Below are 22,700 nucleotides of genomic sequence, written 5' to 3' on the forward strand. Positions count from 1 at the left end.
GGTCAGGCGGCGGCGCGGACGACGCCCGCGACGGCGTCGCCGGTGAGCTCGGCGAGCCGCACGCAGCCGCCGCCGAGTTCGCGGGCGAGTTCGGCGGCCAGCCCGAGCCGGACCATCCCGCGCTCGCAGTCGACCACCATGGCGGTGACGTGGTCGGCGGCCAGCCCGCGGGCCGCGGCGCGGGCCCTCGGCAGCGGCTGCACCCCGCCGGTGGCCCTGCCGTCGGTGAGCAGCACCAGCATCGGGCGGCGGCGCGGGTCGCGCACCTTCTCCCTGGCCACCAGGGTGCGGGCGGCGAGCAGCCCGGCCGCGAGCGGGGTCTTGCCGCCGGTGCGCAGCCCGGCCAGCCTGCGCACCGCGATATCCACCGACGAGGTGGGGGGCAGCACCAGCTCGGCCGCGCTGCCCCGCACGGTGAGCACCGCGACCTTGTCGCGGCGCTGGTAGGCATCGCGCAGCAGGGTCACGACGGCGCCGGTGACGGCGCCGATGCGGTCGCGCGCGGCCATCGAGCCGGAGGTGTCGACCAGGAAGATCACCAGGTTGCCCTCGCGGCCCTCGCGGTGCGCGCCGCGCAGGTCCTCCGGGGCCAGCCGCAGCGGGCCGGTCACCCGGCCGCGGGCGCGCTGCCGCGGGGCGGCGGCGAAGACGGTGCCGAGCAGGTGCAGGCCGGTTCCGGTGGTCGCGGTGGGGCGGACCACGCGGCCGAGGCGGCTCTCCGCGCGGGAGCGGCGGCCGGGGGCGCCCTCGCCGATGCCGGGGACCTCCCAGCGGGGAGCGGTGATTTTCCCGGCAACGGGGGTGCCCGCGCGCTGCTCGCGGGAGCCGGAGCCGGAGCCGGGGCCGTCCGGCGGGGAGTCGGGGTCGTCGTCGGTGCCGTCGGGGCCGGAGCGCTTCCGGCCGGGGCCGGAGCGGTCCGCCGGGTCGGAGCCGACACCGTCGGCCGGATCGGAGCCGGAGCCATCGGCCGGATCGCTGCCGGGACCGTCGACCGGATCGGTGCCGGAACCGTCTGCCGCCTCCGTGCCGGAACCATCGGCACGGTTCGTGCCCAGGTCGTCGGCGGCCGAGTCACCGGACTCGCGGCGCGGATCGCCCGCAGCCTCCGAACCCTGCCCACCACCGTCTGCCGAACCCCGCCCGTCGGCGGACCCCTGCCCCGCGGCACGGTCCGCCACGCCGCCCGCGGAATCCGGCCCGTCCGCACCGGAGGCCGGTCCCGCCTTCTCCACCTCCGCGGCGGCCTCCCGCATGGCCTCGTCCAACTGCTCCTCGGTGATCCCGGGCTCGTCGAACGGATCCCGCCGCCGCCGGTGCGGCAGCGCCAGCTCCGCCGCCACCCGCACGTCCTCCGCGGTGACGGCGTCCGCCCCGCGCCAGGCCGCGTGCGCGGTGGCGGTCCGCGCGACCACCAGGTCCGCGCGCATCCCGTCGACGTCGAAGGCGGCGCAGAGCGCGGCGATCCGGCGCAGCTCCGCGTCATCGAGCCGCACGTGCACGAGCCGGTCGACGGCATCGCGGATGCGCAGCGCCTCGGCGCGGTCGGCGGCGGCGTAGCGGGCGGCGAACCCGGCCGGGTCGGCCTCGTAGTCGAGCCGGCGGCGCACCACCGCCATTCGCACCTCGACCTGCCGGGAGGCGGCGACGTCGACGGTGAGCCCGAACCGGTCGAGCAGCTGCGGCCGCAGCTCCCCCTCCTCCGGGTTCATGGTGCCGACCAGCACGAACTTCGCCGGATGGGTGTGCGAGACGCCGTCCCGCTCGATGTGCACCCGGCCCATGGCGGCGGCGTCGAGCAGCACGTCGACCAGGTGGTCGTGCAGCAGGTTGACCTCGTCCACGTAGAGCACGCCGCGGTGCGCGGCGGCCAGCAGCCCGGGGCGGAACGCCTGCTCGCCGTCGCGCAGCACCCGCTCCAGGTCGATCGAGCCGACCACCCGGTCCTCGGTGGCGCCGACCGGCAGCTCGACCAGCCGGGCCGGGCGCGAGCCGGTCTCGTCCACCACCGGCGGCAGCAGCTGCGCGAGCGCGCGCACCACGGTCGACTTGGCGGTGCCCTTCTCGCCGCGCACCAGCACGCCGCCGATCCCGGGGTGCACCGCGCACAGGATCAGCGCGAGCTGCAGCCGCTCCTGCCCGACGACCGCGGAGAACGGGAACCCCGCCTCGGCGATCGAGGCGGGATTCCGGGTCTCGATCTCTTCCATCCGGTACACCGACACGGCGTCGACTCTAGGCGCGGCGGGGGCGCCGCCGGCCAGCGGGCGGCGCCGACCTCACCCGCGCCGCATGGGGGTGTGCGGGATACCGTCCTCCACGAACTCCGGGCCCTCGGCGGTGAAGCCGTGCTTGGCGTACAGCTCGACCAGGTGGCTCTGCGCGTTCAGCCGCACCGCGTGCGAGCCGACCTCGGCCAGCGCGGCCTGCAGCAACCGGGTGGTGTAGCCCTGGCCGCGCGCGGCGACGGCGGTGCAGAGCCGCCCGATGCGGAACGACTTCACGCCGCCCTCGTGCTCCTCCAGCAGCCGGAGCGTGGCGATGACGGTGCCCTCGTCATCGAGCCAGAGGTGCCTGGTCTCCGGGAGCAGGTCGCGGCCGTCCAGCTCCGGGTACGCGCACTTCTGCTCGACCACGAAGATCTCCACGCGCAGTTTCAGCAGCTCGTAGAGGGTGGCGGTGTCGAGATCCTGGGCCCAGGCCCGCTTCAGGGCAACCGTCGATATCATCGACTCTTGCTATCACACCTGCGCGGGGGTTGCGACTCCGGCGGTGTCCAGGTTCAGCGTCTTGCTGGTCCAGCTCCAGACCTCGCGGAACAGCTCCGGGTTGTCGGAGAGCTTGACGCCGAGCGAGGGCACCATCTCGCGCAGCTTGGGGGTCCAGGCCTCGTACTCGGCCGGGAAGCAGCGCTGCAGCACGTCGATCATGGCGCTGACACCGGTCGAGGCGCCCGGCGAGGCACCGAGCAGCCCGGCGATGGTGCCGTCGGCCGCGGCGATCACGGCGGTGCCGAACTCCAGCACCCCGCCCATCCCCTTGCGCCGGATCACCTGGACGCGCTGCCCCGCGGTGATGAGCTCCCAGTCGGCGCCCTTCGCCCGCGGCACGAACTCGCCGAGCGTCTCCACCCGGCCCGCCTCGGACTTGAGCAGCTCGGAGATCAGGTACTTGGTCAGGCTCAGCTCGGTGACGCCGACGCCGAGCAGGGAGAACAGGTTGTCCGGGCGGATCGACTTGAACAGGTCGGTGTTCTTGCCGTCCTTGAGGAACTTGGGGGTCCAGCCCGCGTAGGGGCCGAAGAGCAGGCCGTGGCGGCCCTTGATGACCCGGGTGTCCAGGTGCGGCACCGACATGGGCGGGGCGCCGACCGCCGCCTTGCCGTAGACCTTGGCGTGGTGCTGCTCGATGAGGCCGGTGTTGGTGCTGCGCAGGAACTGCCCGCTCACCGGGAAGCCGCCGAAGCCCTTCGCCTCCTTGATCCCCGCCTTCTGCAGCAGCGGCAGCGCGCCGCCGCCCGCGCCGACGAAGACGAAGCGGCTGATCAGCGTGCGGGTCTGCCTGGTGCGGACATTGCGCACCCGGACCAGCCACTGCCCGTCGGACTGCTTGGAGAGGTCGAGCACCTCGTGCCCGAAGGCCAGGTCGACCCCGGAGCCGCCGAGGTAGGCGAGGAGCTCGCTGGTGAGCGCGCCGAAGTCGATATCGGTGCCGGCGTCGGTCCAGTTCAGCGCGACCGGGTCGGAGAAGTCGCGGCCGCGCGCCATGAGCGGCAGCCTGCGGCTGAACTCGTCGGGGCTGTCGATGTACTCCATGCCCTCGAAGAGCGGGTGCGGCGCCAGCGCGTCGTAGCGGGCGCGCAGGTAGCGCACATCGTCTTCGCCGTGCACGAAGCTCACGTGCGGGATCGGGTTGATGAACCGGGAGGGCTCGCCGAGCACGCCGTTCTGCACACCGTAGGACCAGAACTGGCGGGAGACCTGGAAGCGCTCGTTGATGTCGACGGCCTTGGTGATGTCGACCGTGCCGTCGGGGTTCTGCGGGCTGTAGTTCAGCTCGCAGAGCGCGGAGTGGCCGGTGCCCGCGTTGTTCCACGGGTCGCTGCTCTCGGCCGCGGCGGCGTCCAGCCGTTCGAAGAGCGAGATCGACCACTCGGGCTGCAACTGCCGCAGCAGTGCGCCGAGCGTGGCACTCATGATGCCTGCACCGATGAGAACGACATCGGTCTTCTGGGTCTGAGCAGCATTCGGCACGGGTGTCGACTTCCTTGTCACTCTGCGCGGTTGCCCGCGGCTTCCGGCTGGAGGTTACCCACCGTTCACCTGTGCCCAATTGTGCACCTCGGGAATCGGCGTTCCCGCAGCGAACCTGCCGAATGTGACATAGATACCTCCCGGTAGACCGGGCTCGGCAGCGGGCCCGCACCGCGATAGATTGGGCACTGTGACGAACGAAACCTCGCTCGACCCGGCGCGGGCCTCGTCCGGCGGCGAGCAGTGGCAGCCCGATGTCCTCGGCACGAACTACCAGCAGCGCACCCTGCCGCTCGGCACCGACCCGGACGGCGAGGGCGAGATCTTCGCCACCCTGGTGCGCTACCGCCCCGAGGAGATCGCGTCCACCCCCGCTGACACGGAGACGCCGGCCGTGCTCTACCTGCACGGCTTCACCGACTACTTCTTCCAGCAGCACGTGGCCGAGCACTTCGCCGGCCGGGGCCACCGCTTCTACGCCCTCGACCTGCGCAAGTGCGGCCGCTCGCTGCGCGACGGCCAGAGCCCGCACTTCGTCACCGACCTGGCCTCCTACGACGCCGAGCTGGACGAGGCGCTGCGCATCGTGCGCGCCGAGACCGGCGCCCCGGTGCTGCTGGTGGCGCACTCCACCGGCGGGCTGATCCTGCCGCTCTGGCTGGACCGGCTGCACGCGCGCACCGGCACCCAGACTGCTGGAGTGATCGGGCTGGTGCTGAACAGCCCGTGGTTCGACCTGCAGGGCCCGGCCTACTACCGCAGCGTCGGCACCCCGGTGATCGACGTGCTCGGCCGCTTCCGCAAGACCGCGGCGCTGCCCGCCCCCGCCATCACCGCCTACGGCGACAGCCTGCACCACACGGTGTCCGGGGAGTGGGAGTACAACCTGGACTGGAAGCCGCTGAGCGGGTTCCCGGTGCGGTTCGGCTGGCTGCGCGCCATCCGCCGCGGCCACGCCCGGCTGCACCGGGGGCTGAGCATCGGGGTGCCCGCGCTCATCCTGCGCTCCCGGCTGACCAAGTTCGCCCGCGAGTACGGCCCGGCCATCGACGTGGCGGACGCGGTGCTCGACGTCGAGCAGATCCAGCGCTGGTCCGGCTGCCTCGGCGACCGCACCAATATCGTGCCGATCGAGGGCGCGCGGCACGACGTCTTCCTGTCGAGCGAGAAGCCGCGCGCCGAGGCCTTCGCCGAGCTGGACAGCTGGCTGGACTGGCTGGCCGCCTTCCGGCGGAACTAGCTCACCAGGGACTGGTGCGCAGCACGATCTCGGTCGCGAACTCGTGCCCGGCCTCGGCGGCGACATCGTCGACGTCCAGCTCGACCACCCGGAACTCGCCGTAGACGAAGCGGCCGGAGCCGTCGGCGACCGCGCGGGTGGTGCGCTTGGTGACGACCATGGTCACCGGCAGCTCCATCGGGCGCACCGCCGCGTCGGCGACCGCGCCCTCGGTGTCGGCGCCCGCCGGGTGGCCGCGGTCGGCGACCGTCAGGCTGATGAAGCGGCCGAAGGGCCCGGCGCAGAGCCGCCAGGCCAGCTCGGCGCCGCGGCCGTACCCGGCGACGTGCGTGTACGGCACGCTCAGCTGGTCGAGCACCGCGTGCAGATCGGCGGGCTCCAGCCCCTCGACGCTCTCCGGGGTGACGGTACGCAGGTCGGAGACGTGCAGCCGGGCGCAGACGCCGTCGAAGACGTCCGGCGGGGCGCCCGCGTCCGGCAGCAGCAGCACGGTGTGCCGGGAGTCCGGGCCGTCCACCCGCACCGTCCAGGAGCGGTCACCGACCGTGATCTGCCGCGCTGTCATGACCCGAAACGCTACACGGCCGCCCCGTCCGCGATGCCCGGTTCGTCAACAGGGTGCGGTGAGCCCGCTGCCGATCACCGGGAGCCCGGCGGGCGGGCCGTCGGCGAGCAGCCGTTCCAGCGCGGGCAGGTCGGCGTGCTCGGTCACCAGGTCGGCGAGCAGGTCGAGCTGGGCGGTGCGCACCGCGGCCACCGAGACGTCGGTGGCGGGTGCGAAGCCGGTGCGGCCCGCCGCGGCGGCGACGGCGCGCAGCCAGCCGCGCCGGAGTTCGTCGCACTCCAGCAGCCCGTGCAGGTGGGTGCCCCAGATCGCGCCGCGCACACTGCCCTCCGGCCGCCCCTCGAGCTCCAGCCAGGCGGGGTCGCCGGTGCGGGTGACCCGGCCGTGGTGGATTTCGTAGCCGTGCACCGGCGTTCCGCTGCCGCGCTCGCGTCCGGCGCTGCGCCGCAGCACCTTCGGGTCGGCGAAGGTGACCTCGAGGTCGAGCAGCCCGAGCCCGGGCACCGTGCCCGCGCCGGACTCCACCGGGTCCACGATCGTGCGGCCGAGCATCTGGTACCCGCCACACACCCCGAGGATCGGCTTGCCCTCGGCGGCCCGGGTGCGCAGCGCGTCGGCGAGGCCGGTGCGGCGCAGCCAGGCCAGGTCGTCCACGGTGGCCTTGCTGCCGGGCAGCACCACCAGGTCGGCGCCGGCGAGCCGGGAGGGCTCGGTCACCCAGCGCACGGCGGTACCGGGCTCGCAGGCGAGCGCCTCCACGTCGGTGGAGTTGGAGATGCGCGGGAGCCGGATGGCGGCCACCGCGAGCCACTCCCGGCCGCGCGGCGGGGCGGGGCGGCCGACCGGGGCGTCGGCGACGGTGCCGAGCGAGTCCTCGGCGTCCAGCCAGAGTTCGTCGGCGTAGGGCAGCACGCCGAGCGTGGGGCGGCCGGTCAGCGCGGCGAGCTCGTCCAGCCCGGGGCGCAGCAGCTCGACGTCGCCGCGGAACTTGTTCACCAGGAACCCCGCGATGAGCCGCTGGTCCTCCGGTTCCAGCACCGCCACGGTGCCGAAGAGGTGGGCCAGCACGCCGCCGCGGTCGATATCGCCGACCACGAGCACCGGCAGCCCGGCCGCGCGGGCCAGCCCCATGTTCGCGAGATCGGTGGCGCGCAGGTTGATCTCGGCGGGTGAACCCGCGCCCTCGCAGATCACCGCGTCGAATTCGGTGCGCAGCGCGGCGAGTTCGTCCGCGACGACCTCGCGCAGGGCGGTGCGGTGCCGGAAGTAGTCGCGCGCGCCGACGGTGTCGACGGCCCTGCCGCGCACCACCAGCTGCGAGCGGTGGTCGCCGCCGGGCTTGAGCAGGATCGGATTGAACCGCACGCTCGGCTCCAGCCCGCAGGCGCGGGCCTGGAGCGCCTGGGCCCGGCCGATCTCGCCGCCGTCCAGCGTGACGACCGAGTTGTTGGACATGTTCTGCGCCTTGAACGGCGCCACCCGGACCCCGCGGCGGGCCAGCGCCCGGCAGAGCCCGGCGACCACGACGCTCTTGCCCGCGTCCGAGGTGGTCCCGGCGACGAGCAGCGCGCCGCCGGGCGTCACGGCAGGGTGAGGATCTCGGCGCCGGTCTCGGTGACCACCAGGGTGTGCTCGAACTGCGCGGTCCAGCGCCGGTCCTTGGTGACCACGGTCCAGCCGTCGTTCCAGATCTCGTAGTCGATGCCGCCGAGGTTGATCATGGGCTCGATGGTGAAGGTCATCCCGGGCTCGATGATCGTCTCCACCGCGGGCTGGTCGTAGTGCAGCACCACCAGGCCGTTGTGGAAGGTGGGGCCGACGCCGTGGCCGGTGAAGTCGCGCACCACGCCGTAGCCGAAGCGGTTGGCGTAGGACTCGATCACCCGGCCGACGACGTTCAGCGCCCGGCCCGGCCGGACCGCCTTGATGGCCCGCATGGTGGCCTCGTGCGTGCGCTCCACCAGCAGCCGGACCTCTTCGTCGACCTCGCCGGCCAGGTAGGTGGCGTTGGTGTCGCCGTGCACGCCGTCGATGTAGGCGGTGACGTCGATGTTCACGATGTCGCCGTCCTGGATGACGGTGGAGTCCGGGATGCCGTGGCAGATCACCTCGTTCAGCGAGGTGCAGCAGGACTTGGGGAAGCCCTTGTAGCCGAGGGTGGAGGGGTAGGCGCCGTGGTCGACCATGTACTCGTGCGCGATCCGATCCAGCTCGTCGGTGGTGACGCCGGGGGCGACGGCCTTGCCCGCCTCGGCCAGCGCCCGCGCCGCGATCCGGGAGGCGAGCCGCATCTTCTCGATGACCTCCGGCGTCTGCACCCACGGCTCGGAGCCCTCCACCGCGGTTCGCTTGCCCACGTACTCGGGGCGCTCGATGGTGCGCGGCACCTCCCGCTCGGGCGAGAGCGTGCCGGGAACGAGGGGCTGGCGAGTGCGCACGGACATGGGGACAGGGTATCCGTCACCCGGTGGCGACGGGCAGCTCCGGCAGCTCCACCGGGGCGGCGCCGGTCTCGTAGGCGTGCGCGACGATCGCGGCCCGCAGGTACCACAGCCCGTCCAGGTTCATCGGGTCCAGCCCGGTGTGCTGGTGGATCCGGCGCATCCGGTGGTCGATGGTGTTGGCGTGGATGTGCAGCGCGCGCGAGGTGCGCTGCCGGTTGCGGTCGTTGCGCAGATGCACCACCAGGGTGTTCAGCAGCTCCGGCTGCTCCCGCAGCGGGTCGAGCACCGCGGCCAGCCGGCGCCGGCCGGGGCCGGGGCGGGTGATCTGGTACTCCACCGCCAGATCCGCCATCCGGTAGAGCCCGGCGGGGCGGTGCAGCCGCTGGGCGAGGTCGAGCAGTTCGTGCGCGTCCCTGGTCGCGGCGGGCACCTCACCGGTGAGCGCGTGCACGACGGTGCCGAGCAGCGGCACCCCCGCCGCCCGCTGCAATCCGCCGAGCAGCTCGGCGGCGGGGGCGTCCGCCAGCCGGTCCTCGGCGAGCAGCACCGTGCCGCCCTCCGGGCCGAGCAGCGCGGGCGGGGTCCCGCCGCGCCGCGCCGCCAGCTCCAGCCGCATGCGGCGCAGCCTGCGCCTGGCCTCGCGCTCGTCGCGCACCGCGCGGTCGGCCAGCGTCTCGGTGGCGACGCCGAGCGCCACCACCGCGTAGGCGTCGGCGGGCGGGAAGCCGCTGCCGCGGAGCAACGCGGGGCCCGCGTCCCCGGCGATCAACGCGCTCGCCAGCTGACCCCCCGCGTCGTCCCGCGCGGTGCCCTGCGCCCGCACCTCCCGCAGGTAGCTGCCGGTGAAGGCGGTCACGAGGCGGTCCAGCACCTCGGCCAGCCGCTGCCCCGCCACCACCATGGCCCTGCTGTCCGCACCGGTCGCGCGCCTGCCGAGCAGGTCGAGCACGAAACGGAACCCGAGATGGGTGGCGTGCTGCACCGCCTCCAGGTCGACGCCCTCGGCGGCCCAGTCACCGATCCGGGAACGCAGCCGCTCCGGCACCTCCACCGTCGGCCCGCCCTGCAGCGCGACCGCCACCAACTCCAGGCAGCCCCTGATCACCTCGGCGGCCTCGCGCCGGGAGGCGCCGCACGGCATGGTCGCGCCGCGCGGCCCGGTGTCGCCCGCGACGTGCCCGAGTAGCTGGTGCGAAAGCCGGGGGTCGTGGCGCAGGTATCCCGCGGCAGGCATTCCGGCGATCCTCAGTTCCCGGCTGGCGCACGGGCTGCTCGTCCGCATCCGTCCTCCGTAGTATCGTGACTCAACTCTCTCAGTAATAACTGTAACTATGGGTGGACATATCCGGCTACAGACATTTCCAGCCAGCCGATCACGGCGGATTTGCTCCAAGCACGGAGGATTGGATCAGTATCTACTGAGACAGTTGCCCGGATCGAAAGGAAACCGGATGAGCGGCAGGGAGTACCGGGTCGCCGAGCTGGCGGAGGCCGCGGCGGTGCCGGTGCGCACGGTGCGCTACTACCAGGAGCGCGGCCTGCTCACGGCGCCCGAGCGCCGGGGGCGCAACGCCATCTACAGCGAGGCGCACCTCGAGCGGCTGCGGCTCATCGCCGACCTGCTCGCCCGCGGCCACAGCCTCGACGGCATCGCCGACCTGCTGACCAGCGCCGAACAGGGCGGCGGCGTCTCCGAGCTGCTCGGCTTCGAGACCGCGGCCGCGGTGGCCTGGGGCGACAGCGAAGCCTCCATGGACCTGCAGCAGCTACTGGAGCGCTTCGGCGACCAGGTGACCCCCGAGGCCATCGCGGAGGCGGTCGCGCTCGGCTACCTGCGGATCGAGGGCGACCGCTTCGTCTACGCCAGCTCGCGGTTGCTGGAAGGCGCGTCGGCGCTGGTGGCGAATGGCATTCCGCTGCACGCCATCCTCGCCGTGAGCTGGGAGCTTGAGGCCGCCTTCGACCGCATGGCCTTCGCCTTCGTGCAGATCTTCCGCACCCACCTGGTGAGCAAGGTGCTCAAGCACCCCTCCCCCGCCCAGCTGCACCAGCTCGCCGAGACCCTGGCCGCGCTGCGCCCCAGCGTCCGGCTGATCGCGGACGAGCAGCTGGCCAGGGCCATGGATCGGCGCATCGGGATGGACCTGCCCGAGGTGTCCCAGCAGATCAGCCGGGCCACGGCGGAGTAGCGCACGCCGCGGGAATCATCCGTCCGCCCCCGGCGTTCCGACGAGTAGTTGACGTAGAAACATCTCGAGACGGGACGCACCGTGGAACTGGGACTCACCACCTTCGCCGAACGCTATCCGGCCGACGGCCGCCCCGCGCCGAGCGCGGCGGAACGGCTGCGCCAGGTCGTGGCCGAGGCCGTCGCCACCGAGGCCGCCGGGCTCGACGTCTACGGCGTCGGCGAGCACCACCGGGTCGACTTCGCCGCCTCCGCCCCCGCCGTCGTGCTGGCCGCCATCGCCGCGCGCACCGAGCGCATCCAGCTCACCAGCGCCGTCACCGTGCTCAGCTCGGACGACCCGGTCCGCGTGTACCAGGACTTCGCCACCCTCGACGGGCTCTCCGATGGCCGCGCCGAACTCATGGCCGGGCGCGGCTCCTTCACCGAGTCGTTTCCTCTGTTCGGCTACGACCTGGGCGACTACGACCAGCTCTTCGACGAGAAGCTCGCCCTGCTGCTGAAGCTGCGCGCGGAGGAGCCGGTCACCTGGCAGGGCAAGTTCCGCGCCCCGCTGGACAACGCGATCGTCTACCCGCGCACCGACAACCGGCCTTTGCCGGTCTGGATCGCCGTCGGCGGCAGCCCCGAATCCGTCGCCCGCGCCGGGCTGCTCGGGCTTCCTTTGGCCATCGCCATCATCGGCGGCGAACCCGCCCGCTTCAAGCCGCTCGTCGACCTCTACCACCGCGCCCTCGCCGAAGGCGGGCACGAGAAGCAGCCCGTCGCGGTGCACGCGCACGGCTACCTCGCCGACTCCGAAGAGGCTGCCGTCAGCGAGTTCTGGGAGCCGTACACCCGGGCCATGAACGTCATCGGCCGGGAGCGCGGGTGGGGGCGCATGACCCGTGCCCAGTTCGATGCCATGCGTGGGCCGGAGGGTTCGCTCTTCCTGGGTACGCCGGATGTGGTGGCGGAGAAGATCGCGGGGGTGCGGGACACCCTCGGACTGGATCGGTTCATGCTGCACACCAGCGTCGGGACGCTGCCGCCGGAGAAGGTCGAGCATGCCATCGAGTTGCTCGGGGCGAAGGTGGCGCCGCAGCTGCGCTGATCCACCTCGGTGTCGGCTGTTCGGAGGAGTGTGCGCGCGGCACTCCTCCGGGCAGGCTGGTGGGATGGTCTGGCGGCTGATCGCACGGTGTGCCGTGGCTGGTCGTGGAGATTCCCGGTGCGGCGGTCAGCGGCGCGGGCCGGGTACGCGTCACCGCCGCGCGGACGCCCGACGGTCAGCAGGGGTGGTCGGTCGAGCTGGACGGCGCCACGCTCACCGGTTCGGCGACGCTGCGCTTCCCGGTCGGCGATCTCGCGCCCGGTGAGCCGGTTCCGCTGGTCACCTTCGCCGAAAGTCCGGACGGGCCGCGCACGATCGCCCCGAACACCCGGGTCGAGAACGGCGAGGTCGTCGTCGACACCACGCACTTCTCGTTCTGGCTGGCCGAACGGTGGAGCGACTTCCAGGCTGCGGCGAGCACCTGGCTCCGCGACCGGATCGACGATCTCGGCGTCGGCTCGCCACCGACCTGGCCCGGCGAGAAGGCCGTCCGCGACGACGGTTACACGGTGACCAGCGACAGCGGCGACCGCGTGTACTGGTGCCTCGGCAAGGAGGCGAACTCGCCCCTGTTGCGGGCGGTGAACGCACGCGGCTACGGGGCCGCGTTCGAGTACACCCCCGGCCTGCATGTCACCCGTACCGACCGCAGACAGCTGCTCTCCCACGTCGCCGACCTCCTGCGCCCCGCTCCGACCCGGCCCGGTAACCGGGTGGAGCTGGTGCCGCCCGGAAACACCGTCGATTTCGCCGCGTCCCCGGATGCCGGTGGCAGCTTCGGCGTCATGGTCGCCCCGCATCCGGGCGCCTATCTGCTCACCGCCCTCGATACGGCGTTCGGCCTGTACGAATTGCTGCTGAACCGGGCGGGGGCGGGCGGTGCCGCCGGCGCGCTGGAGACGACACTGCAGGGTGCGGCCTGCCTCGACGGGTTCACCGCGCTCGCCACCGCGGAGCTGCCCGCGGATCCCACCGGCTACTTCGTCCGAGCCCTCGATATGGCACTGGACTGCGCGGGCATCGCGCTGAGCGACGCCGAACTCGGTCCGATCAACTCGTTCGTGGTCGCACCGATCCTCTGGGTGGTCGGAGCCCTTCGCGCCGTGCCGGACGGAGTCGTCGGAGCACTGGACAGCGTCGACTCCACCGGCTATCGGATCGTTGTCACCGCGCCACAGCGCCCGACCGAGGTACTGGAGGTCACCGCTGTGGACGATTCGGCAAATCCGCTGCCGGACTGGTCTCCCCGCAATGGCGCGCGCGGCGCCCTCGATTGCCGCTACCCCTACCCGGCCGAGTCCTCGAAGGGTCGGGACATCGTCCAGTGCGGCGGGACCGCCGACGGTGCCCACACCTGCTGGATCGCACCCGATCGGCAGGGACTCACCTGCGCACTGGACGTCTGGGAGAAGGAATTCCTGGCCTACCGCGCCCGGGAACCCATCCCGTCCGTTCCCGCGGCCGACCGCCCGTCCCCGGAGTGGCTCGAGCTCGACGACGGCACCCGCTGCTCCAAGCGCCACGGCGGAGCGTGGGGTGGCCGCGCCGACGACCTGCGCGGCGCCTACGGCTGCGACGGTGTGCCGTACGTCGTACTCACCGAGTTCGACGTGCCCGCCGTCGATACCTCGGAGCCTGAATGGACGGTGCGGGTCGGCGAACTCGGCAATCCGAACGAGAAGTTCCCGCCACCCACCACCAGATCGGTGGTGCGCGCCTACTTCGCCGCATCGCCCTGACCCGGTTCAGAAGGCGTAGGGGCCGAAGCGTCCCCAGACCAGGAGGGCGGCCAGTACGAGGTAGAGGGCGTTGAGGGCGATGGCGGGGAATTCGCGGTGGCGGTAGTGGGTCGCCATGGCGCCGAGCATGAGCAGGACCCAGCACAGGGCGGTGACCGGGACCGATACCGGGGCGATGTCGAGGACCGCGGGGAGAATCAGGCCGAGCGCGGCGAGCAGCTCCAAGGCGCCGAGGGTGCGGACGGCGGCGGGGCGGGTGTGGCCGGTCCACGCCCCGCCCGGCGCTGCGGCCAGGGTCGAGATCGGGACGAAGGTCTTGGTGACCCCGCCCGCCAGGGCGACGGCGGCCAGCAGGGCGGCGGTGATCCAGAGAATGACGTTCATGGGGGGTACTCCTCGCGTTCGGGTCGCACAGCGGACACCGGCGCGACCGAGGTTGTGACAGGGTCTGTCACAACCGGGCGGCGGCCGGTGTCCCGTGTGCGACCCGAGATCGAGGAGAACCCCGTGACCGACCCGCACACCGAGACCTTCGTGGCGCACCGCACCCTGCTCTTCACCGTCGCCTACGAAATCCTCGGCTCGGCGAGCGACGCCGAGGACGTCCTGCAGGAGAGCTGGCTGCGCTGGTCCGAGGTGCGGCTCGACACCGTCGTGGAGAAGCGCGCCTACCTGGTGCGGATCGTCACCAGGCAGGCGCTGAACCGGCTGCGGACGCTGGGCAGGCGCAGGGAGTCGTACGTCGGCCCGTGGCTGCCGGAGCCGCTGCTCACCGCCCCGGATATCGCCGCCGACGTGGAGCTGGCGGAGAGCGTCTCGATGGCCATGCTGCTGGTGCTGGAGACGCTGGGCCCCACCGAGCGCGCGGTGTTCGTGCTGCGCGAGGTGTTCGCCTTCGGGTACGGGGAGATCGCGGCGGCGGTCGGGAAGACGCCGGCCGCGGTCCGGCAGATCGCGCACCGGGCGCGCGGGCACGTCACCGCGCGCAGGCCGCGCGGCACGGTCTCGGCCGAGCAGAGCCGCGCGGTGCTGGACGCCTTCCGGCGCGCGGTCGGCACCGGCGACCTGCGCGGGCTGCTCGACCTGCTGGCCCCGGATGTGCTGCTGGTCGGCGATGGCGGCGGCATCGTCCAGGCCCTACCGCGGCCGGTGCGGGGCGCGGATCGGGTCGCCCGCGTGCTCACCTCAGCCAGGGTCGCGGCGATCGCGGGGCTGCTGGAGCCGACGACCGCCAATGGCGGGCCCGCGCTGGTGCTGCGGGTCGACGGGGCCATCGACACGGTGCTCTCGATTCACGTCGAGACGGGGCGGATCACCGGCGTCTACGCGGTGCGCAACCCGGCGAAGCTGTCCCACATGACCCGCGAGAACCCGCTCACGACCTGAGCTCCAGCCACGCCCGCCCGCGCCGGGCCGAGGCGCGGGAGAGCCAGGCGTCCTGGACGATCTCGGTGAGCTCGGCCAGCCCGACCCGCCCGATCTCGCTGCCGCGCACCAGCACCGACGGGTGGCCGTCGAAGTGCGGGGTGCTGAAGAAGGGCGTGCCGGGGTCCTGGATCAGGGCCAGTTTGTCGGCCTCGGACTCCACCCAGAGCACGATGACGTCGTCGTACTTCTCCCCGGTCACCGGGTCGACGGCATCCGGGCGCGGGGTGCGGAAGAAGACGAAGGACTTGCCGCCCACCTGGTACACGGCATTGCCCCGCCCGCCGGCGACCCGGGTGACGTGCGGCATGGCGGCCGCGATCCGGTGCACATCGTCGACGCGGGCGGGGCGATCGGCCATGCGGTCAGGCTACGCCGGGCGGAGTCCGCCGAAGAAGGCCCGCAGATCCTGGATCAGCAGGTCGGGGGCCTCCATGGGGGCGAAGTGCCCGCCGCGGTCGAACTCCGACCAGTGCACGACGGTGTGCTGCTTCTCCGCGATGCCGCGCACCACGGACTTGCCGCTCGGGAAGACCGCGACGCCGGTCGGCACGCCGGAATTCCGCAGTGCCGCACCCCAGGATTCGGACTCCTTGTAGAGCAGCAGCGAGGAGCCCGCGGTGCCGGTGAACCAGAGCACGCTGACCGCGGTGAGCAGCGCGTCCCGGTCGATGGCTCGATCGGGCAGCTCGTGCGCGGGGTCCATGTAGGTGTGCACGACGTCGAGCGTCCAGGCCAGCAGCCCGGCGGGTGAGTCGGTGAGGGCGGGGGCGAGGGTCTGCGGGCGGGTGGAGTGGATGCCGGCGTAGCCGGAGGTGTCGTCGGCGCTCCAGTCCTGCAGCGCGGCGAGCTTCTCGCGGTCGGCGTCGGAGTAGCCGGAGCCGTCATCGTCCCAGGCGGGGATGGTGATGGGGTCGTTGAGGTGCACGCCCAGCAACCGCTCGGGCGCGATCCGGCCGAGCTCGGGGGCGATGAAGGAGCCCGCGTCGCCGCCCTGCGCGCCGAACCGCTCGTAGCCGAGCCGGGTCATGAGCTCGGCGATCAGCACCGCGGAGTGCTCGGTGGCGGCGGCGCCGGGTACCCCCGTCGGCCCGGAGAAGCCGAAGCCGGGCAGGGTCGGGATCACCAGGTGGAAGGCGTCGCGCTCGGTGCCGCCGTGCGCCACCGGGTCGGTGAGCGGGGCGATCACGGCGCGGAAGTCGGCGAAGGGCCAGCCGTGTACCAGCACCAGCGGGGTCGCCTCCGGCACCGCCGACCTGATGTGCGCGAAATGCACCCGCTGCCCGTCGATCTCGGTGACGAACTGCGGGATGTCGTTGAGCGCCCGCTCCTGCGCGCGCCAGTCGAACCCGCCGCGCCAGTACTCGGCCAGCTCGCGGACGTAGCTCGTCGGGATGCCGTAGCTCCAGCCGACGCCGGGCAGCTCGGCAGGCCAGCGGGTGGCGCCGAGCCGGGCGGCGAGGTCATCGATGTCGGGCTGCGGGATGTCGATCCGGAATTCCTCGATGGTGCTCATACCGGCAACGCTACGAACCGGTTAGGCCGGATCCTGTCCTAACCGGATGGCATGCTGGAACCCGTGGACGACCCATCGGCCCGGCTGCTCCGGCTGCTCGGCCTGCTGCAGACCCCGCGCGACTGGCCGGGCACCGTGCTGGCCGACCGGCTCGGCGTCAGCGCGCGCACGGTGCGCCGCGATATCGAGCGGCTGCGCGGGCTCGGCTACCCGGTGCACGCCACCCAGGGCGCCACCGGCTACCGGCTCGCGGCGGGCGCGACGGTGCCGCCGCTGCTGCTCGACGACGAGGAGGCGCTGGCGGTCGCGGTCGGGTTGCGCACCGTCACCGGCGGCACGGTGAGCGGGATCGAGGAGGCCTCGCTGCGCGCGCTCGGCAAGCTGGAGCAGGTGCTGCCCTCCCGGCTGCGGCATCGGCTGACGGCGTTGCAGCGCAGCATGATCCGGGTGAGCGGGGCCGCGCCGCGGGTCGACCCGAACGTGCTCATCGCCATCTCGGATGCCAGGCACCGCCGGGAGCGGCTGCGCTTCGACTACCGCGACCACTCGGGCACCGCGACGATCAGGGATGTCGAGCCGGAGGCGGTGGTGAACTTCAACCGGCACTGGTACCTGGTCGGCTGGGACACCGGCCGCGCGGATTGGCGCTCCTTCCGCGTCGATCGCGTGCACCCGCGCATCCCCACCGGCCCCCGCTTCACCCCGCGCGAGATCCCGGGTGGCGACGTCGTGGCCTACCTGTCGCAGCGGCTCTCCACCGACGCCTGGCCACACCGGGCGGTCGTCACCCTGCACGCCTCCGCCGCCGAGCTCGCCGACCGGATCTGGCCGGGCATGGGCACCCTGGAGGCCGTCGACGACACCCGGAGCCGGCTGCACCTCGGCGCCGACTCGCCGTGGGCGCTCGCCTGGATGCTCACCGCGGTGGATGTCGGCTTCACCGTGGACGGGCCGCCGGAGCTGGTCGACGCCGTGCGCGCGCTCGGCGAGCGCTGCCTAGCCGCGATCGCCGGCCAGGACCGGCGCTGACCGCAGCTCCGGCTCCGGCACCGGCTCGAACTCGGACAACCCCACCCGGCGCTGCACCTTCTTCATCCAGGCCGGCGCCCACCAGCAGTCGTCGCCGAGCAGCTTCATGACCGCCGGGACCAGCAGCATGCGCAGCACGGTGGCGTCGATGATCAGCGCGGCGATCATGCCGTAGGCGATGTACTGCATCATCACCAGGTCGGAGAAGGCGAAGGCGCCGACCACGACGAGCAGGATGAGCGCGGCGGCGGTGATGATCCGCCCGGTCTGCGCGGTGCCGCCGCGCACCGCGTCGGTGGTGGTGGCGCCGCGGGCCCGCGCCTCCACCATGCGGGAGAGCAGGAAAACCTCGTAATCGGTGGAGAGGCCGTAGATCACGGCCATGATGACCACCAGGACAGTGGCCTGGATGGGCTGCGGCGTGAAGCCGAGCACCCCGGCGCCGTGGCCGTCGACGAAGATCCAGGTCAGGATGCCGAGCGTGGAGCCGAGGCCGAGCGCGCTCATGAGCGCGGCCTTGATCGGCAGGACGAGCGAGCCGAAGGTCAGGAACATGAGCACGGTGGTGACCAGGACGACCAGCGCGATCATCCACGGCATCCGGGTGAGCAGGGTGCCGATGCTGTCGTGCTGCATGGCGGGCACGCCGCCGACCAGCATCCGCACCCCGTCCGGCTGCTCCAGCCCGCGCAGGTAGCCGATGGTGGCGCCGGCCGCGCCGGGGTCGGTGAGCACCGCGCTGGTGCGGAAGACGGCGGCGTCGGTGGTGGAGCGGCTGGGCAGGGTGAACTGCCCGGCCAGGTTCGGCGCCGCGTTCGCCTCCGTCAGCAGCCGCCCGATGGCCGTGGTGTCGGTGCCGGTGAAGATCAGCTCGATCGGGTCCGAGCGGCGCAGCGGGAAGTGCGTGTCGATCTCGGCCTGGGCCAGCCGGGTCGGGTTCTCCGGGGGCAGGTACTTCTCGCTGAACCCGCCGAAGGCCAGGTTCTTCATCGGCACGATGAGGAGCGCGAGCAGCAGCACCAGCGGTACCGCGATCCGCAGCGGGTTCCGCATGACCCAGCGGGTGAGCCGCCCCCAGAACCCGGCCTCCACCTCGGCCGCGGTCCGGGTGCGGGCGAAGCGCGGCAGCCCGAAGGCGTCGATCCGGGTGCCGAGCACGGCCAGGATGGCGGGCAGAATGGTGACGGCGGTGAGCGCCGCCATGGTGACCGTGGCCATGGCGCCGTAGCCGATGGATTTCAGGAAGGTCTGCGGGAAGAGGAGCAGCCCGCCGAGGCTCGCGACGATCATGGTCGCGGAGAACACGACGGTGCGCCCGGCCGTGGTCACGGTGCGGCGGACCGCGGTGGCGGTGTCGCTGCCCTCGGCGAGCTCCTCGCGGAAGCGGCTCACGATGAAGAGCCCGTAGTCGATGGCGAGCCCGAGCCCGATCATCGAGACCACCGGCGAGACGAAGGAATTCACCTCGGCGAGGTGCGTGAGGCCGCGCACGATGCCGAACGCGCCGAAGACCGTGAGCCCGCCGACCACCAGCGGCAGCGCCGCCGCCACCAGCCCACCGAAGACGAAGAACAGCAGCACCCCGACGGCCGGGAAGGCGAGCAGCTCCATCCGGTGGATATCGGCGGCGATGGTGTCGTTCAGCGCCCCCGCCACCGGCTGCAACCCGCCGACCTCGACCTCCACGCCGGGAATGGCGAAGGCGTCCTCGACGATCCGGTAGTTGCGCAGCACCTCGGTGTCGGTGTCACCGCGCAGTGCGATCGAGGCGACCGCCCTGGTCCGGTCGGCGGTGGCGGCCGCGGCGCCGCTGAGCTTGCCGGTCTCCGTCGGCCAGTAGGAGGCGTTCACGCCCGCGATCTGGCCGGGGTGCTCGCGGGGCAGCGCATTCAGGCTGCCGGTGACGGTGGCGGCGAAGGCGGGGTCGTCGACCGTGGTCCCGGCGGGCGCGGTGTAGAGGACCACCACGTCCACGTCGTGGTTGCGCCCGAAGGCGGCGTCGGCCAGCTCCCCGGCCCGCGCCGACTCCGAGCCGGGGTCGAACATGCCGCCCTCGCTCAGATGGTCGGCGTGCCCGGCCCCGTAGGCGGCCAGCGCCAGCATGGTCGCCGCCACCAGCCCGATGACCGGCCACCGCCAGCGCGAAACCCGGGTGCCCCACCAGGCGAACAACTCCGACCACCACCTCTCCCGTACCCGAGCAACTCCGCTACCCGAACGGATCATCCGCGCCGCGGAGTTCCCCCGCCGTGCCCGCCTGACCGCGAATGCCAGCCCCCCGCGCGGCCACGGAGTCGATATCCGCTGGTAGCGCTTTCGGCGCGAAAGGCGGGGATTGTCAAGAAGCGTGCCGGACCGGTCGGCGGGGTACCTACAGTGGCAGTCGGCGCGGTGGCCGCGCCGGACCGGAAGGAGATCCATGCGCTCCGCGCTGCTGGCCGTTTCCCTGCTCACGGGTGCCCTCGCCCTGGCGAGCTGCGCCGACGGGTCGTCGGGCACCACCCCCGCGGCGGTCGGCTCCTCGCTGACCGTCGGCGGTGAACCGACCTCGAGCGCCGCCGCGACCACGACCCCGGTCGCCGGAACTCCGGTGACCATCCAGGCGGGCACCGGCACCGAGATGTTCGGCGTGCCGGATGTCACGGTGCGGATCACCACCTGCGACACCGATACCGAGCTGGGCACGGTGGTCACCGATCGCGACGGCACCGCCACCCAGGGCGTCACCGAGGCCGGGTGCTACCGCGCGACGGTGCTCTCGGTGCCCGGCGGCTGCCACCCGAACGAGGTGGCGACCAGCACCGTGGTGGTGAAGCTCGGCGAGCCCGCGTCGACGCGATTCCTCATCCACTGCGCCTGAATCCGCCGATCCTCGCCACTACCATCATCGGTGACGACCCACCCCTCACAGCGGAGCGCGACGATGACCGACGGTGACGACATCCGGCTCAGCGACGAGGAGCGGTTGCACGCGCTGAACGTCCTCGGCGAGCACTACGCGGCGGGCCGGCTGGACGGCGACGAGTTCTACGAGCGGTCCGGCGCGGTCGCCGCCGGCCGGACCCTCGCGGCGCTGCGCGAGCCCTTCCGCGGGCTGCCCGGCGGGGTGCCGCTGCGCGAGGTGAGCGGGGCGATCGAGCGGGTCGGGGACCCACGCCCGCAGCCGCTCGCGAAGCCGGAGGAGAGCTCGCCCGCCGCCGAGCTGGAGTCGCTGCGGCACCGCGGCAAGGTGGTGGAGACGGTCGACGGGGTGATCCTCGGGCTCACCCTGCTGGTCTTCCTGATCCTGCAGTTCGCCGTGGACTGGAGCTGGGCGTGGCTGGTCTGGCCCTCGCTGGCGGTGACGCTCTCGGTGCCCCGGCTGCTCTACCACTTCGGGGACGAGGACGAGAAGATGTACAAGGAGCTCAAGAAGGCGGATGCCAAGTCCCGGCGCAAGCGGCTGGAGCAGGCCGGTGCGCGGATTCGCGAGCTCGAGGACAAAAGGGACGGATCGTAGAATCGCGGGCCGATCCCGCTCGGCCGCGCGGCGGTAGTCACTCGTAGTGCGTGCCGACCTGGATCACCACGATGTCGGTGTCGGTGACGTAGTAGACGAGCCGGTGCTCCTGGGTGATGCGGCGGGACCAGTTGCCCGCGAGCTGATGTTTCAGGCGCTCCGGTTTGCCGATCCCGGCGAAGGGGTCGGCGAGGGCGGCGTCGATCATCTTGTTCGCCGCCTTCAGGATCTGCCGGTCCCGGGTGAGCCAGGCGGAGTAGCTGCGCCACCCCTGGTCGGTGCTGGAAAGTGTGCGAGGGGGTAGCGGGTGCCGGTTCGGGTTCCCGGTAGCAACCGCCGAAAAACCAACTGACCCCAACCACGGCGTCGATTGGATCGCGACCACCGTGTCGGAATAGTGGGTCGAGGTGGTCGTCCACCGACACATCCCACGCCGTCGAGGAGCCCCTGTGTCCAGTCGTATCCGATCACTCGCTCCGAGCGAGCGGCTCTTCGCGATGGGCGGCGCCTACGTCGGCTACTCCGTGCGCGTGCGCGGCGAGTTGGATATCGCCGCGCTGTCCACCGCTTTCGCCGCATTGCGGCGACGGTATCCGGTGCTGGCGGCATCGCTGGCGGCGGACGACGACGGGTTCGCGATCATTGCCAGGTCCGGTCCGCTGCCGGGCGTCGTGGTGTCGGCGGGCGAGGTAGACGGAGCGATCAGCATTGTGGGCGCCGACCAGCGCCGCGCGCTGGCGGCCCTGCACATCAACCACGACGACGACCGCGCATCGGTGACCCTGCTGACCCATCACAGCATCGCCGACGCGTGCCACTCCTACGCCCTGCTCGCAGACCTGTGGTCGTTGTATACCGACGCAGTGCACGGCGAACCGCTGGACACCACGCCGTGGGGCTACCCGAAGTCGTTGGAGACGCTGCTGGCCGAGCGCGGAATCGTCAGGGCCGCACAGCCGCCCGCCGCGCCCGTTGCGCCGAGCCGGCCCCTCGACGCCATTCGCCGGTTCGCGGTCGCGCGAGCCCGGTGCCGGCTCAGCGAGGACGCCACCTCGGCGCTGCTGGAGTTCGCGCGGCGACACGAGTCGACGCTCAACAGCGTGATCTCCGCGGCGATCCTGCGGGTCGAGACCGAATCGAGGGACCTACCCGCCGAACGCATCCATTACTCGTATCCGGTGAATCTGCGTGACCGGCTCTCGCCGCCGGTGGCCGCGCAAGCCGCCACCGATCCGCTGGGCCACGCGAACTTCACCCCCGCGACGGACGTCACCGACATCGTCGAACTGGCGAAGACGATCACCGCACAGCTCGTCGACGACCTGCGGACCGGCGAGATACACCGGGCCGGCCTGGACTTCTTCGACCGCACGATGACGGCCGCCGGAGTCGGGCAGGTCCCCGAGTCCGAACGGCGTGTCATGGTCCTCTCCAGCAACTGGGGCATCGTGCCGCCGTTGCGCGCGCCCGAACGACTCCGGTTCGACGACTTCCGCAGCATGCTGCCCGAGGCCACGGCCGACACGGCTCCCAACGCCTACTTTCTCACCACGTTCCAGGGCCGGCTGTCCATCGAACTGCGCAGCCCGTTCGACACCGCGACCGTTCGACAGCACGTCGCGGCGATCGAAGCCATCCTGTCGGCTCTCATCGACGTGGACGTCGCCGCGCCGTGACACCGCTGTCGGGGACGAATCATCACCCGAGGCCCC

Annotated in this window: 21 protein-coding genes; 9 read left to right on the forward strand and 12 right to left on the reverse strand. The window is 72.5% G+C overall.

What is annotated here, in order from left to right:
- Nucleotides 1-2: 2 nt before the first annotated feature.
- The 3 genes from AB0H71_RS28340 to mqo all read right to left on the reverse strand — a co-directional run bounded on the left by AB0H71_RS28340 (nt 3) and on the right by mqo (nt 4,193).
- Nucleotides 3-2,207, reverse strand: coding sequence for a VWA domain-containing protein (locus AB0H71_RS28340; protein ID WP_357026938.1), 2,205 nt, complete (start codon nt 2,205-2,207; stop codon nt 3-5).
- A 69-nt stretch (nt 2,208-2,276) separates the two neighbouring features.
- Nucleotides 2,277-2,726 carry a GNAT family N-acetyltransferase gene (locus AB0H71_RS28345; protein ID WP_357026836.1) on the reverse strand — a complete coding sequence of 150 codons (450 nt, stop codon included), beginning with the start codon at nt 2,724-2,726 and terminating at the stop codon, nt 2,277-2,279.
- A gap of 12 nt (nt 2,727-2,738) precedes the next feature.
- Nucleotides 2,739-4,193, reverse strand: coding sequence for a malate dehydrogenase (quinone) (gene mqo / locus AB0H71_RS28350; RefSeq protein ID WP_357026838.1), 1,455 nt, complete (start codon nt 4,191-4,193; stop codon nt 2,739-2,741).
- Between the two features lie 247 nt (nt 4,194-4,440).
- Here mqo and AB0H71_RS28355 point away from each other — a divergent pair, with 247 nt between their 5' ends.
- The gene (locus AB0H71_RS28355; RefSeq protein WP_357026840.1) at nt 4,441-5,490 is read left to right on the forward strand and encodes an alpha/beta hydrolase; all 1,050 of its coding nucleotides are present in this window, start codon (nt 4,441-4,443) and stop codon (nt 5,488-5,490) included.
- A 1-nt stretch (nt 5,491) separates the two neighbouring features.
- Here AB0H71_RS28355 and AB0H71_RS28360 read toward each other — a convergent pair whose 3' ends face one another.
- Genes AB0H71_RS28360 through AB0H71_RS28375 form a run of 4 tightly spaced genes read right to left on the reverse strand, consistent with a single transcriptional unit; the run spans nt 5,492 to nt 9,733 of the window.
- A complete protein-coding gene (locus tag AB0H71_RS28360; protein ID WP_357026842.1) occupies nt 5,492-6,055 on the reverse strand; it encodes an alpha/beta hydrolase in 564 nt (187 codons plus the stop codon).
- Nucleotides 6,056-6,100: 45 nt separating this feature from the next.
- Nucleotides 6,101-7,639, reverse strand: a complete 1,539-nt coding sequence (locus AB0H71_RS28365) for a cobyric acid synthase (protein WP_357026844.1) — start codon at nt 7,637-7,639, stop codon at nt 6,101-6,103.
- The gene (map, locus tag AB0H71_RS28370) at nt 7,636-8,499 is read right to left on the reverse strand and encodes a type I methionyl aminopeptidase (RefSeq protein WP_357026846.1); all 864 of its coding nucleotides are present in this window, start codon (nt 8,497-8,499) and stop codon (nt 7,636-7,638) included. Before map ends, AB0H71_RS28365 begins: the two co-directional genes overlap by 4 nt.
- 16 nt (nt 8,500-8,515) lie before the next feature.
- On the reverse strand, nt 8,516-9,733 hold the full coding sequence (locus AB0H71_RS28375; RefSeq protein WP_357026848.1) for a helix-turn-helix domain-containing protein: 1,218 nt from the start codon (nt 9,731-9,733) through the stop codon (nt 8,516-8,518).
- Between the two features lie 217 nt (nt 9,734-9,950).
- On the opposite strand from AB0H71_RS28375, the gene AB0H71_RS28380 reads away from it, so the two are divergent.
- From AB0H71_RS28380 to AB0H71_RS28390, 3 genes are all read left to right on the forward strand, one after another.
- On the forward strand, nt 9,951-10,688 hold the full coding sequence (locus AB0H71_RS28380) for a MerR family transcriptional regulator (protein WP_357026850.1): 738 nt from the start codon (nt 9,951-9,953) through the stop codon (nt 10,686-10,688).
- Between the two features lie 81 nt (nt 10,689-10,769).
- Nucleotides 10,770-11,780 carry an LLM class flavin-dependent oxidoreductase gene (locus AB0H71_RS28385; protein WP_357026852.1) on the forward strand — a complete coding sequence of 337 codons (1,011 nt, stop codon included), beginning with the start codon at nt 10,770-10,772 and terminating at the stop codon, nt 11,778-11,780.
- Between the two features lie 104 nt (nt 11,781-11,884).
- Nucleotides 11,885-13,519 (forward strand): hypothetical protein, encoded by a 1,635-nt coding sequence (locus tag AB0H71_RS28390; protein WP_357026854.1) that lies wholly within the window; start codon nt 11,885-11,887, stop codon nt 13,517-13,519.
- A 6-nt stretch (nt 13,520-13,525) separates the two neighbouring features.
- On the opposite strand, the gene AB0H71_RS28395 is transcribed toward AB0H71_RS28390, so the two are convergent.
- On the reverse strand, nt 13,526-13,903 hold the full coding sequence (locus AB0H71_RS28395; protein WP_357026856.1) for a DoxX family protein: 378 nt from the start codon (nt 13,901-13,903) through the stop codon (nt 13,526-13,528).
- A gap of 123 nt (nt 13,904-14,026) precedes the next feature.
- Between AB0H71_RS28395 and AB0H71_RS28400 the strand changes: the two genes are divergently transcribed.
- Complete coding sequence (locus AB0H71_RS28400) at nt 14,027-14,905, forward strand: RNA polymerase sigma-70 factor (RefSeq protein ID WP_357026858.1); 879 nt, start codon at nt 14,027-14,029, stop codon at nt 14,903-14,905.
- Here AB0H71_RS28400 and AB0H71_RS28405 read toward each other — a convergent pair.
- Together AB0H71_RS28405 and AB0H71_RS28410 are read right to left on the reverse strand one after the other, a co-directional pair.
- Nucleotides 14,895-15,305 (reverse strand): hypothetical protein, encoded by a 411-nt coding sequence (locus AB0H71_RS28405; protein WP_357026860.1) that lies wholly within the window; start codon nt 15,303-15,305, stop codon nt 14,895-14,897. The genes AB0H71_RS28400 and AB0H71_RS28405 overlap by 11 nt on opposite strands.
- Before the next feature lie 9 nt (nt 15,306-15,314).
- Complete coding sequence (locus tag AB0H71_RS28410) at nt 15,315-16,460, reverse strand: epoxide hydrolase family protein (RefSeq protein ID WP_357026862.1); 1,146 nt, start codon at nt 16,458-16,460, stop codon at nt 15,315-15,317.
- Between the two features lie 51 nt (nt 16,461-16,511).
- Here AB0H71_RS28410 and AB0H71_RS28415 point away from each other — a divergent pair, with 51 nt between their 5' ends.
- Nucleotides 16,512-17,489: a WYL domain-containing protein gene (locus AB0H71_RS28415; protein ID WP_357026864.1), complete on the forward strand. Its 978-nt coding sequence runs from the start codon at nt 16,512-16,514 to the stop codon at nt 17,487-17,489.
- Here the strand turns inward: AB0H71_RS28415 and AB0H71_RS28420 are convergent.
- Nucleotides 17,457-19,661 (reverse strand): MMPL family transporter, encoded by a 2,205-nt coding sequence (locus AB0H71_RS28420; protein ID WP_357026866.1) that lies wholly within the window; start codon nt 19,659-19,661, stop codon nt 17,457-17,459. The two genes, AB0H71_RS28415 and AB0H71_RS28420, sit on opposite strands and share 33 nt — an antisense overlap.
- A 247-nt stretch (nt 19,662-19,908) precedes the next feature.
- On the opposite strand from AB0H71_RS28420, the gene AB0H71_RS28425 reads away from it, so the two are divergent.
- Together AB0H71_RS28425 and AB0H71_RS28430 are read left to right on the forward strand one after the other, a co-directional pair.
- Nucleotides 19,909-20,349 (forward strand): hypothetical protein, encoded by a 441-nt coding sequence (locus AB0H71_RS28425; RefSeq protein ID WP_357026868.1) that lies wholly within the window; start codon nt 19,909-19,911, stop codon nt 20,347-20,349.
- Nucleotides 20,350-20,412: 63 nt separating this feature from the next.
- Entirely contained in the window at nt 20,413-20,988 is a 576-nt protein-coding gene (locus AB0H71_RS28430; protein WP_357026870.1) for a DUF1707 domain-containing protein, read from the forward strand.
- 37 nt (nt 20,989-21,025) lie between these two features.
- Here AB0H71_RS28430 and AB0H71_RS28435 read toward each other — a convergent pair whose 3' ends face one another.
- Nucleotides 21,026-21,415 carry a Txe/YoeB family addiction module toxin gene (locus AB0H71_RS28435; RefSeq protein WP_357026872.1) on the reverse strand — a complete coding sequence of 130 codons (390 nt, stop codon included), beginning with the start codon at nt 21,413-21,415 and terminating at the stop codon, nt 21,026-21,028.
- A 22-nt stretch (nt 21,416-21,437) separates the two neighbouring features.
- Between AB0H71_RS28435 and AB0H71_RS28440 the strand changes: the two genes are divergently transcribed.
- Entirely contained in the window at nt 21,438-22,664 is a 1,227-nt protein-coding gene (locus AB0H71_RS28440) for a hypothetical protein (RefSeq protein ID WP_357026874.1), read from the forward strand.
- Nucleotides 22,665-22,700 lie beyond the last annotated feature (36 nt).

The sequence above is a fragment of the Nocardia sp. NPDC050697 genome (assembly GCF_040654395.1).
GTDB lineage: Bacteria > Actinomycetota > Actinomycetes > Mycobacteriales > Mycobacteriaceae > Nocardia.